At 64.6% G+C, this 12,860-nt stretch carries 4 protein-coding genes; 1 reads left to right on the top strand and 3 read right to left on the bottom strand.

Annotation, left to right across the window (positions count from 1 at the left end; genetic code table 11):
* Positions 1-43 precede the first annotated feature (43 nt).
* Positions 44-364 carry a nucleotidyltransferase domain-containing protein gene (locus QE394_RS08925; RefSeq protein WP_349034325.1) on the bottom strand — a complete coding sequence of 107 codons (321 nt, stop codon included), beginning with the start codon at positions 362-364 and terminating at the stop codon, positions 44-46.
* A gap of 46 nt (positions 365-410) precedes the next feature.
* On the bottom strand, positions 411-10,064 hold the full coding sequence (locus QE394_RS08930; RefSeq protein WP_349034326.1) for a neuraminidase-like domain-containing protein: 9,654 nt from the start codon (positions 10,062-10,064) through the stop codon (positions 411-413).
* A gap of 1,119 nt (positions 10,065-11,183) precedes the next feature.
* On the opposite strand from QE394_RS08930, the gene QE394_RS08935 reads away from it, so the two are divergent.
* Complete coding sequence (locus tag QE394_RS08935) at positions 11,184-11,867, top strand: hypothetical protein (protein WP_349034327.1); 684 nt, start codon at positions 11,184-11,186, stop codon at positions 11,865-11,867.
* A 91-nt stretch (positions 11,868-11,958) separates the two neighbouring features.
* Here the strand turns inward: QE394_RS08935 and QE394_RS08940 are convergent, their stop codons facing one another.
* Positions 11,959-12,435: a hypothetical protein gene (locus tag QE394_RS08940; protein WP_349034328.1), complete on the bottom strand. Its 477-nt coding sequence runs from the start codon at positions 12,433-12,435 to the stop codon at positions 11,959-11,961.
* Between the last annotated feature and the right edge of the window lie 425 nt (positions 12,436-12,860).

The following is a 12,860-nucleotide window of genomic DNA, read 5'->3' on the forward strand; positions in this document are numbered from 1 at the left end:
TGGCAGCGACCCGGAAGATGGGCGATCCGCGGACGCCGACCGATCAGCCATCGAGCGGCCCGATCAGCGCCGATGGCCGCGTCACCAGCGGCACGGCGTCGGGACGCACATGCAGCGGAACAGCTGATGAGAGGACCGAGCCGCGGAATCCGAATGGATCGTCGTGTGCCGCGACGATGTCGTCCTCCGTCCACAGGAGCAGGTCGACCCTCAGCGGCACGCTCGCGGTCGCATCCGTCAGTTCCGCCCGCAAGGATTGGGTCGGCCGACGATCGAGCACGACGATAAGGTCCAGGTCGCTGTGAACATCGGCCCGCCCTTTGCTCCACGACCCGTACATCAGCACGGCCATCGCGTGCGACACAGCGACGAGTCGACGTGCCAGTCCGACGGCGAATGGCGGCGGAGTCTCATACATCGCTGGCCTCGAAACGCAGCAGTAGCCAGGCATGGCGCACCGCGTCGTCCGGCAGCGCGTCCCACGTCAGGTCAGCCGTTCGCTTGAATTGAAGAGTCCAGGTTCCTAGGAGATCCGGCCCCTGCCCTGCGGGCCAGGTGGCGGGTGCGTGCGCGAGCTCGCCGAACGCGCCGCCGGTCGTGGCGGCGACCTCGATGCGGGCAGCCGCCGCTCCGCCGGCTGCCGAAGGTGGTGTCATCCGCACATCCAGTGGGCTTGTCTCGACTTCGGCCACGAGATCGGCGCCCAGGACGCGCAGCCGTTTCGCGCCGCTGTGTTGTCGCTGTAGGAACGTCAGCACCTCCCGTCCCACGGGAATCCTCAGCTGCTGCTCCTCGCCTTCGGAGGGATGCAGGAACCGCGCCCACTTGGCGCCGTGCGTCCCATCGAGCCAGATGAGGGCCGCACCGCGCTTGGGGACGGCCTCGCTCACGGCGCTTCGCGCTTGAGCCACGAGCTGCGACGACCCTTGGTCGCCCTCATAGGCGATGGTCAGGACGAAGTCCGAGAGTGTGTCGACATCGAACGCGTTGTCACGAGGGTCCATTTCGATCGTCCAGTGGCTGATGAGGCCGCCTCCCTCGAACGGCTCGTACCGGTCGTCGGGCGCTGATCCGGCGAGGCGACCGCGGTCGTCGACGCCGTGACTCGTGCGGATGCTGGCGATCGTCGGCATCGCTGCTGCGAAGCCAGGGCCGCCGGCGAACGCGTCACCGAAGTCATGGCCTGCCTGCGCTGAGGTCCTGACCACCGCTTGAGTCAACGTCACGGTGGCGTGCACGCCGGTATAGGGTCCCGTGACACTGGGCGTGTCCACGGCGACCCACCGGATTCGCTGGTTGTACCATCCCGGGTTCTCCCTTGCGAAGAGCCACTCGGGCAGTTCGATGGTCGTGCGGCCCGTTGCCTTGAGCTCGAGGAGCTTGCCGGGCATCAGGGTAGCGAGTGAAACGCGGGTCGTCGCCTCCAGCCGGCGTCGGTTGTTCTCCAGCGCGATCGACTCGAGGCGGCGGAGATCGTTGACGAGTCGGTCGCCGGCGAGAAGTCCCTTCCGCAGGCTGTCCCAGTATCCGAATTGGATGACGGGCGGGGTCGTGTGGTCACCTGTCTCGTATCTGTACGCCTCCTCGGCCTGACGCGCGCGGTCATACGCGAGCTGGTAGGCCTGGAAGTAGACGGTCGACAGCTGGCCCAGCGTCCACTCATAAAGCTCAGCCCCCGTGTATTTGCTGCGCAAGAACTCGTCGACGCTCTGCGCAGCCTCGACGGCGTGCAGATGCGCATCGAGCTCATGCTGGCTCACGGCCTCGCGGACTTGGGCGACGACGATCTCCTTCGCGAGCCGACTCAGCTCCTTTCGGGCCAGCTCGGCCTGGAACTGATTGTCTTCGTGCCGGCGCTGATAGCCGCCCTGGGTCTCGAGCATGCCGCCGGCGGAGTGCAGGATGCCGCTCACTCCCTCGAAGACTCTCGCGAAGCCGCTCGCCGAGTCGGCGATGTTCTCGCCGCCGTAGGTCACGGTTGCGACGGGTGTCCCGCCGAAGCCGGCCGCCCCGAAGGTGACGGACGGTGCAAGGCTGGCCCCGCCCGACACCGCGCCCAGGATCGTCGCAACGATCTGCGAAACGATGCCGAGGGCGTGCGCGACGGTCGCCGCCGTCTCCCAATCGTTCATGTAGGGCTGGGCGCTGTAGTGGTCGATTCTCAGCTGGATCGCCTCTGTGCTGTTCTCCAGCGCCTCTCGAGCACGCTGGGCCTCGAGCACCTGCGCCTCACGGACCCGCTGAACTAGCGTCTCCTGCGCAACCTCGTTGCCCGATCGAAGCCGTTCGAGCGCGTCAGCGTCGCGCCGCTCGAGGATGGCGAGCATCCTCTCACCCAGCGCACGGACGTCCTCCGCACACGACCGAGCAGATTCGAACAGGGTCGCGTAGCGGTACGGCGATCCCTTTGCAGACGCGGGGTTGAGCACGCTCGAAAGGTCGATCCCCATCGCCGCCGCGCGCACGAGCAGCGCGGGGTCGATGGGAGGCTCGAAAAGCGGCAGCTGTCTGAACACCCCTGAGATGTCCATCGAGTTGCGGATCTTAAACAGTCGGTCTGCGACGGTGTCCCAGTACGCGAGAAGCGCGTCGTTGGCTGGGATGCCGAAGTACGACAGCCGGACCACCGGCAAGGCGCCCGGTTCGTCGGACCCGATGACGAGGGTCGGACGATTCGTCAGGTTCTCGAGCTGGACCTCGACCTGTGCATTGCCGAAGGCATCCAGTTCCTCGGCGGCGACCAACTCCTCGTAGGACTTCGCATCCCGTGGGACGGCTGGGACGTGCTCGGGGCGGCGACCGAGGAGTTCGCCCGCGAGCACATAAAGCAGCGTCGCCTCATTGATTGATTCGATGGTCTCCCGGCGGAAGAGCTGGTCGCCCCACGCAATCAACGCGTCAAGGTACTTCCGGACGACCGCTTTCTGGTAGGCGACGGGACGGAATCTCGCGATGACATCAGGCATGAAGGGGTTGTTTCGCCACTGCGTGATCTGCTTGACGATTTCCGGGTCGTCGGCGTTGCCGAGGATTTCCGTGATCCGGCTTTGCTGATACGTCTCGTCCGTCGCTTCGAAGAACGGCTTCGTGATCCAGTAACGCTGCGGAGCCGACTCGGACTCCGTGTTCGACGGGTCGAAGATCCGGTGGAACCAATCCAGCGCCTCCTCGAAGCGCTGATTCGTGCTCAAGCGGCAGCCAACGAGGAGCGGAATGTGGAAGAAGACCTCCCAGTTGTAGACGGACATTGCCCCTGACCGGGAGAAGTCGAGGATGTCCTTTTGTGCGGTCGGGTCGGCAACCGCCACATTCCCAACCGGGGCGTAGGACGAGAAGTCGAACGCGTTGCCGGGTGGATAGCTGGCTGGGAATCGCTGCATCGCTCGGTTCAGCACGCCGTCTGGTCCCGAGCGATTGAGCTCGCGGAGGAGAAGCGCAGCGTACGGGTGCTGGAAAGGCGCGAACGTGTATTGCAGCCTCTGGACCGAGGTCGTCGAGTCAATTCGAACGTTCGCCCACTGCGAGGTGACGAAATACGCGCGAGCCGCGTCAAGGTAGAAGAAGGGGCTGCGATCGGCGGCCGTGTCGAGTTGGATCCGGTGCATGCTTTGCACCGTGCCGAAAGGCGGACGCGCGCCCTGAAGGAGCGCGACCTCGGCCCCGTTCTGAATCACGGTCAGCTGGCCGGTATTCGGTGTGACGCTGTTGCTTCGCATCCTTCCCGATTCCAGGTGCATGCCGGGCGGCTGCACGAGGCGCGCGGACACCTGGGCCGTCGTGGTGAGCCGATCCATGACTCGTCTCTGTGGATCGCTGATACCGCTGACGAAGTTGAACGAGTCCGACGCCGCGAGGTTCGGATTGGGTTGCCCGTCACTTCCGATGGGGTGGTAAAAGCCGCGCAGCGGCTTGAGTCGCAGCCCCGTCACGTGGCCGTCGAAGACGAACGACGACGAGTGCCATGGCCGGGCAGACTCGTCGAAGCTCTTGCTCGTGAGCTTCCGATGATAGCCGAGGTAAGGATCCCAGAACCATCCCTGGTTGAACTCATAGCTCATGGAGATGTAGACATCGATCCAGAGTTGGTTTTCAGCGCTGTGATAGCGCGGCTTGAGCGTGTAGGAACGCGCCGGCCGGGGCCAGGGGTGCACGAGCGTCTGGGGAGCGGTCCGCTTGGTCGACCAACCGTCCCTGCCCCGAACGGTCCAAGAGAGCTTGATCTCCAGCTGCGTCGGCGGCTCCGGAGCCGCCGTCGTTCCGGTGGAAGGCTGCGCGGCGGGCTGCCGCTTCCCCTTCTGAGGCTTCTCGGTGAACTGCAGCCAGAAGAGATGGAGTGTTCGGTTGTACACGACGGGAAGCACCTGTTCCGCCGTGACGTCGAGATCGATGGTCTCCCATGGCGTCCAGATAGAGGCATTCACGTCGTAGCGTCGGTAGAAGTACGTGAAGGGCTCGCCGCGCGTGCGACCTACGACGTGCAGGAGGTTGACCGACGGACCGAGATTATCCCAGGGATGATCGTCGTCGATCTCATGATGCACGCCGACGACCTCAAGGTTCGCAATCTCGTTGAGCTTCGTGAGGTAGTTCCTCAACGCGCCCTCGCTGCGCTCGGCGGTGATCTCGCCCGAGAGCAGCTCCTGCTCGAATTCCTTGAACAACGGGGTCTTGTCGTCACGCAGCTCCGGCTCGATCCAGTTCTCCGGATAGAGGAAGATCTTCCGGTTGGCCTCCCATATGCGGTAGTTCTTCATCCATTTCCACTGCCGCCAGCTGTTGGGGGACGCAAGGTCCGCCTTTTCGTCCGTCTTGATGACGACGTGGGGCTTCTCCAGGTTGAGATAGGCACGCTGAACGAACATCTGCACACTTCCGATCGCGTGCTTAATGCGTGAAGTGAGGACGGGCGGGTTAGTTTCGACGTCGATCAGCAGGTAGTCGAGCAGGTCGGCAGTGGACGTCCAGCGCTTGGGGTTCGGATACTCCTTGCCGGCCACCTGCACGGTCGGTGGCTGCGTCCGGGAAGCGTTCTCGATGAGATAGGCGACGAGCGCATTCCGCTTGCGCTCCCGCCACACATCCTGCAACGGGCCCAGGACGGTGAGCCATGCGCCTCGCTCGTACTTCGACTTCGCAGCTTGCATGACCGCCTTCGCGATCTCGCGTTCCGGCGGACCGCCCTGGCGCTCACGCAACGACCAGGTCGCGGCGACGTCGGAGGAGATCCCGAGCCGTTGCACGGCGTCCGAGGCATCCGCGAGCCTTCGGAGGAACTGGGGATCGGTGTAGCGGGCGGCGGTGCCACCGTCGAGCTGCGTGAGTGTTGCCGTGCTGATTCCGGAAAGGCTCGTCGCGATGCCACGGATCTCATCGATGGGACGACCGTCGGCCGCCGCAGCGAACAGGTCACCCGCCGTGCTGGCGGGGGCCGCCGGCGCGGCACCTGGGGGTGCAGAAACGATGGAGGCACGCAGGTCAAGCGCCCGATGGGCGCCGCTCCACCGCAGCAGGCGGACCCAGCCCGATCCGAGTGGCACGTCGGGCGCGGCATCCACGGGCAGATCGACCAGCCGAAGCCCGAGCGCGGAACCTCGCTGCAACGTCCACGCGAGTTTGTCCGTGTCTAGGCTGAGTGCTCGCGCAACGCGAGCCATCTTGAGGATTCGCCGGTACACCGTGAACAGACGAGGAAAGTCCGTGCGCGTGACGGCGGAGTGCACGAAGTCACCGCCGGGCTGACGCTTGAGGAGTTCGGGATCGAGGAAGGCGTCGAGCAGCTTTCCGACGGCGTCGGACTCGTCCAGCAGCGCCTTCGCCTGCGCGGGAACCAGACCAGTTGCGGCTGCGATGGTCGTGAAGACCTGCCCCGCCGGCGAAGCCGCAGGCGCGGTCCGCATGCTCTCTCGAAGTGAACCGAGCGCGAGACCGACCGCTTCGTCGGTCGGGGCGAGGGGGGAGGCAGGCCTGCTCGAAAGCAGGAAATCCTGCTCCGTGATCGTCAGCCCGGCTGCGCGCAGCTCGTCGGTCAGCTCGATGAAGACGAGCAGCGTCGACGGCGACGCGAACGGATCGGAGACGAGCGGTTTCAGCAGGTCCCCAGCCGCCAGCAATTCAGGCACATTGAATCGCAGCCCTCGTGCCAGCCCGACCCAGGCTGTCAGTCGGGAGAGAGTCATGAGGTCGTTGGTCGCACCCGTGCGGTCGAGCAGCGCCGTCAAGGCGGGGTCCGCTATGGCGAGTGCGGCGAGGAGCGCCGGGCGGTGTCGCCGCAGGTCACTCCCGTCCGGCTGAGGGTCGAACGCCGGATCCGGCGCACCCGTGGCGGCCCTGCGGAGGAACGTCTTCGCATACAGCGAGGCGTCGGCGGCTGTCAGGTCGGTAGGATCCGACTCTGCAGGGTGACCCATCATCGGCAGGACGCCAAACCAGGTGGCCAACTCCTGAGCCCCCGTCTTGAGGCGATCGCCGAGCCGCGCAGCGGCGGCAAGCTGCTTGAGCGCAGGGCCGTCGAGCGCGTCCCCGCCGATCCTCTCGGTTCGGACCAGCAGGCCCAGCTCCCAAAGGTCCCACGGCGTATGCCGCCATACCCGCAGCACCCGGTGGATGCGGTCGAGCGCATCGGCGCTCACACCATCCACGGTCTGGAGATTCAGATCCGCGCTGGATGCGGGGCGCTTGATGTGGATCGGCGGATCCCCGTCGGGCGTGATCCAAGCGTTCTGGAGCAGCATCTGCAGCTGTAGGTAGCTGAGCTTGGTGCGCTCGAGTACCTCCAGAACGGGGATGCTGCTCCGCAATGCGTCGAAGCCCCAGAGCGTACTCTGGTCGCCAGTGGCCGGCTTCGCGGTCGTGATGAGCCCCGCTTCGTGGCTCGACACGGCCAGGTACTCGGCGGCAGCATCCACTTCGGCATCTGGACCCGCTGCGGCACTGCGGAAAATCTCCATGAGCCGCCACCTCGGAACGTTTAAATGCGTCAGCAGAGTGCGAGTCTGGTCCTGCCAGAGGTCATACGCCGACGAGATCGGAAGGTCGGACACGCGTAGATCGTCGTAGACGGTCTCGTCCTGGTGCTCCGGGGTCGCACGCAGCTCGTCGGATGGCAGAGTGGTCTGGCGGTCCAGGAGCCCCGCGGATCCCGGGTAGATCGATTCGAGGACTTCGTTGGTCAGGTCGATGTACGGAAGCACCGTCTCGGTGTTGGCGCAATCGAGCTTGATCTTAACGATGTCGGGGCGACGGTCGGTCAGTACCTTGAGCACGGTGCCGCCGGTGTTGGCGGCACGGGTGAGGAAGCGAAGGATGTCGGCGAGGTAGGCCCCCGGCCCGTACACAGAGGCGCAGTGCGGGCAGTCACATGCGTCCAGCGCGCCGAACAGCGACTCGAGATCCGGAATGTCCTTGAGAACCTTCGAGCGCAATTCCGCGGTGAGAACGAGCGGACTAAGTGCTGCCGGCATCGTCTTCTGGAGCTCGGAGCGGAATTCACCGATCCGCTGCAGCACTTGCGCGTACTGGATCTCGGCGTAGCCGTACATGCTGGCTATCGTGGGCGCGTCGATCTTCAGGGAAGCGAGCTTCGCCGCGAACGCCTCGGGCCCCAGCGAGAGCACCTGGACTGAGCTGTGAACGCCCGCATCCAGCAAGGCGGTCGCGGTCTCGATGGTGGGAGCGAGCCGATGCACGCGTTGAAGCACCCGCAACTCGCTGCGTATCTCCGGCTTCGATTGGGGCGCGTTCGCTGCGATAAAGGCATCGACGCTGGAGGTCCGCAGCTCGAATCCGGGATGCGCGTCGACCAGCTGTTCGATGTCGCCGACGGCCGTCAGTCCGCCTGCTCCAGTGCGTTTGACAGAGGCGGTGAGAGCGACCGTCGGGAAGAGTCGATGCGCCTGCGCTTCCATCGTGCGGGCAAAGGTCGCATGGCGCGCCGGGTCGGTGTCACCGTCTGTGTTCACCGGCACAGAGCCCACGGTCGCAACGAGTTGGTTCCATTGCTCCGAGTCCCACTTCGCGAGGTCGCGCGTGGTCGTGAGCTCTCCGTGAGCCGGGTCATCCAGTCGCTGCGCGAGCAGATCGACCGTGGGGGGGTGATTCTTGGCGACGAGCCCGATCTCGACCCCCGTCTCGAGGGACGCCACGGCACCCGCTCCCCCGTACGCATCAGGGTTCTCACGGAGGAGATGCCAGAACTTTGGCCCCATTCCGCCGGTGAGTGCGAACGCGTCGGCGATTGCAGCATGAGTCCCTTCCGGGACGATCGTGCGCTTCAGCGTGTCGCGTAACGTCCCATTCCCGACCAGGAGCGGACGGTCGAGCGCCATGCGCCGGCGCGCTTCCGCAATCTCAGCCATGATCGTGTCAAGGCGCGCGCCGAGGGCGACGCCGACGAGGTTCTCGGAGACGGCCGTCTCGAGCGCACTTCGCGCGAGTGCCGGTTCGGAGAATGCGACCCCGACAGCCACGCGGTCCACGAGTTGCTCGATGAGCGTCCACTCGTGTGTCTGTGCGAGCAAGTCGCTCGGCACGCCGGCCGGCAGGTTCTGTGCGAGGAAGGCGAAGCACACCTCCGCGTCAAGCACGCCGCCCAGCACGCCTGCCGCGCGAGCCGCAAGGATTAGGCGCATGACATCGTCCTGCCCGAGTCCGGCCTGAGCGGCGACTCGCGACACATCGGCGCGTCCCGCCGTCTCCATGAGGGCGGTCATATCCGTGACGCCGATCTTGGCGACCGCGGCCAGCAGCAGCTGATGGAGGCTCGTGCCGCGGTAGGGATGGGCCCCTTCGGTGAAGTTGGCCCAGCATGTGGCTGTCGGGTTCAGCAGCCTCTTTACCCCGATCGGGTTCCCGCCTCCGTCGAGGTAACGTACTTTGATCGCGAGCGGAGAGATCGGCTGCCCGCTCGCTGGGTCCTTCGGAACCTCGTACGGGATGTCGAAGAACCCGGTGGGCAATGTCCGCCTGGTCGCGAGAACGACCGACTCCCCGGCAACGGGATCCGTCGACAGCTCCACGGTGATATCGCCGCGTCCATGCCACGTCTCATCGCGCACGGCCCCGCGGATCCGATGCGGAAATTCGGGTCCGGGAGTCGCGATACGGATCGCGCTGTTGATCGCCGATCGAGTCGCAGCGTCCAAGGCACCCGTCTGCGGAAGCCGCTTCGCCGCCTGGAATGCGAGCACCGCCTGGCGAGTGCTCTTTCCGAAGCGAGCGGCCTTGAATTCTGCCTCCGTCGGCGCGTGGCCTAGAAAAGCGAGGGCCTTCTGAGCCGTCGCCACGTCCTTGTTCGTCATGTTGAGACGCAGATTGCGAGGGACGACTCGCACTTCGTTCGCCTGCGGAGCAGAGACCGGCTTCGACTTCGGCCGGCGACTGGCCGCAACCGCTCTGACGCGGTCGAACGTCGTCAGGTCCACCTCGCCCGTCACGGGAAGACCGAGCGACTCCTGTAGGATCCTCACGGCGGCCCGCGTCGAGTCGCCTGCGGTGCGTGTTCGCAGCTCAGCTTCGTCGATGTGCAGCTCCACTCCACGAACGGACGCCGCCTTCAGCAGCGCGCGCTGAAGCGTTCTGGTCTGCCGATGCGTGGCCAGAGTCGCGGTGAGGGCGGCCTGCCCAAGCGCCCCAAGAGTGACTTCCCCCACAAGCCCGTCGACGGTGAGACCGTTCTGCTCCTGAAAGCGCTTGACCTCGCCGATCGTGGACTCACCTGCGGTCCGGGTGCTGCGTTCCTCGGCGATCGGCTTGAAACCGGCACGCGCCAACATGTCCTGCACCTTCGCGGTGCGCATGCGGCTCGATGCGATGTGAGTATGAGCCACTTCCGCGACGACTCTGGCGATCGTCGCATCGTCAGCGTCCCCCGTCGCGGGGAGTCCGACCCGCTCCTGGAATGCCACGAGCACGCTCGTGGCTGCCGGGAGATCCATCTCGCTGGGGGTGGCCACTGCGTCAGGCGGAGCGATCTGGGCGAGGGCACGTGCGGCGGCGAGCGTCCGCCGTCGTCCGGGCTGCAATCGCCGAAGCTCCGGCAGGGAGGCTCGAACTGAGACATCGACCATAGGACGCCCCTTCCCGAAACGCGTCGATCAAGACGAAGCTGCGGCTCCCGCCGGTGACACCGGTGGCGACAGTCGGTGCGAAGAGGACCACCAGTAGTACCGTGGGTCTGATGCCCCGCATATGCTGAATGCTCCCATATTCTGCGGCGGCGCGGTAGAGGTTCGGTCAGGTGGAGGCCTCAAGCGGCCTGAAAGCGAAAAGGCCCCGAGCGAATGCCGAGGTCCTTTTCAAAAACTGAAAGCTTCTTGTGATGATGCTAAATCTCAGTTTCCTGCACTAAGTCACACCCTCAATACTTCAACCTTAAGTCCTTCCAGTGTGAGGTACTTTAGCCCTGTGATGCCTCCGTGACAAGTGTCAAGCTCAGCCCTCGGCCCGAGTGAGCGAAGCGTCCCCTAACGATGCCAAGGCGCCGCGGCATCCCGGAGATACACCAAACCAGCATCCACACAGGGACCAGCCCCTACATCTAGTGCGAGGGCTGAGCGTGCCAAGACCAAGTTTGCTCGTGGCATCTAAGGAAGCGGCGATCACTGGGCGGACTTTGAAGTACACCCCAGCCTGACGTAAAGGCGGTCTCGCAAGGGAGGATTCACGTGCCGGTGGGGCTTCGGACTCGTTTTCAAACACCTGTCGAGCCGCAAGAGGGAGCTTCGTCAGCTCCTGCCGCAAGCGAGTGTCATCGAGTCCCGATTCTTTGGCCTATTCGATGATTCTCGGGCTGCCGCACCTCGGTTTCCTGCCATTCGACTGTCAGGGTGGGAGTTAAGAACATCGTGAGCGACTGTAAATAAAACGGAAATTTCGCCCTATTCTGACGCCACGCCGATCGTTGCTTCGAGTTTCGAGTGCCAGGTGAGGCCGGGCGGATCGCCGGCCGCAAGTGGCCCCGGCTGTCTGCCAGGCCGTCGAATGCGGCTCTTCGGCGAGGCGATCTCCGAGAACCTGGACGGGTGGGGCGGGTTGCTCTTTGTCGGCGCCAATGCCGACGCCGCAGCCGGCAAGCGGCGCCGCAGCACTCTACGGGATCAACCCCGATGCGCCCTGTTAGCCTATCTACCGCCCGGTAGGATGGTCAGCGTCATCCGGATGAGGGTGGCGTTATTGGGGGAGAAGTAATGAAAGTTCCAGTCAGGCATGGGCTCGGCAGAAAAATCACGACGACGGCTGCCGCACTTGTGCTGCTGCCCGGCATCAGCGGCTGCAGCCTGTTCCCGTCGCCCCCTCTGCCGGATATCGCTCCGGCCACGCCTGTGTCGGCGCTTCCACCGGAGTGCCCCTTCGTTGGCCAGAACGACCTAACGCCGGTCCGGATCCCTCTGGGCACCCCGCGCGAGACGATCGGCAGTGTCCTGAACGCTTACAGCGGCTGGTTCAACGCCGGTTCCGAGCTGATCGCCGCCTGGAGTCCAGGCACGGCCGTCCCTGAGAGCTGTGTTGAGCGGCTCGCCGCAAGGAACGCGGAGGCCTACTCGGCCACCCTGTTCACCACGCACAGCGACGTGGCCTGGCAGCAATACTTCACTTCTCTAAAGGTGATGAACCAGCAGAACCTGGCAGCGGTCCGCTCTGCCGAGCCGGAGGGCAGCGGGCGGGGGAAGTTCGAACTGTTGCAGGAGATCGATTCGAGCGCCACAGACAGCGGAACGTTCCTGAAGTTCGATGCCGTCTACCGCCCCGTAGTGGCCGGCCAGGGCAACTGGGAGGACCTGGACAAGCCGACCCGCTGGTACGTGGAACTGGTCCCGGCGGGAGAGTTCCTGGTCATCAACTACATCGAGACCAAACCCGCAGCCGGTTAGCCGCCACCGTCCAGTACGAAGCACGTGGAGAACTTTCCTGGCAGCCGTTGTACTTGCCCGTCGTGTGCAGAAGGTGCCGCTCGGTGCCTTGTTAGGTCCAAACAGTGGGGATCTTGGCCATCATCAAGGTTCGTTTATCGGCAGCGGCTGTCGGATGGACGTCGGCCCCCGATATCAGGAGGTAGTCCCCGCTAATGAGAGTGATTTCCCTGGTCCGCGCCGCCTGTAACCAGCAGGCAGTTTCCTCGTCCTTTGTGTCAAAGCGCTCGGACCACGCCAGCTTGTCGTCGAACCACACCGAAACACGGCCGTCAGCAGAGGCACGGCACAGCACGCTGCCATCGGCTGGTTGAGCCTTCAAGGCGATGTCCGCATAGTCGCTGTTGCACGCCCGCCTGAACCCACGCCTCAACATATCCTCGGTAAGAGAATAAGGCGCTGACTGCCCGGCAATATCACTCCCAGGCGTTCCGGATGAAGTGGCCATGGCAAGGAACGCGTACCGCAGAATCCCGAACGATCCGTCTATTCCAACGGTTAGCCGGGATCCCAGGTATTCACCTGACATCAACAATCCCCCACAAACATTCCCCCGACGAAACCACGACTTGACCGCGGATCAGTCTCACCGCACGCCTGGTCGAGGGCCAGCCATGCTCCCGCACGCTCCGCTCGAGGAAAGCTGCTGCCTGCGCTGGACTGCGGGAACGGCAAGGTTGGCAATGAGCTGGCGTACTTCACGTTCACGACCACGAAGGCGCAGCTGGAGATGCTGTAAGCGGATTGCTTGGAAAAGCGGGAAGGGACACCCCGCCTGTCGCCGGTGAAGCCGAACCGAGGTCCCTGAACTCCGGCGGATCAAAAAGAATTACTCGTTCCATTACAGGCCCCGCAACCGCGACTAAGTATTCGGTCCCGACCACCGTGATCAAGGCCAGTCCGCACTTACGAAGTGAACAGAATGTGGAAGAGCCAGCAGGGCATCACCGGTCC

Source organism: Pseudarthrobacter sp. SORGH_AS 212 (assembly GCF_030818145.1).
GTDB lineage: Bacteria > Actinomycetota > Actinomycetes > Actinomycetales > Micrococcaceae > Arthrobacter.

What these genes read in the sequence shown, in the direction of transcription:
- QE394_RS08930 (WP_349034326.1), bottom strand. Translation starts at nt 10,064, where the DNA reads ATGGTCGATGTCTCAGTTCGAGCCTCCCTGCCGGAGCTTCGGCGATTG.
- QE394_RS08935 (WP_349034327.1), top strand. Translation starts at nt 11,184, where the DNA reads ATGAAAGTTCCAGTCAGGCATGGGCTCGGCAGAAAAATCACGACGACG.
- QE394_RS08940 (WP_349034328.1), bottom strand. Translation starts at nt 12,435, where the DNA reads ATGTCAGGTGAATACCTGGGATCCCGGCTAACCGTTGGAATAGACGGA.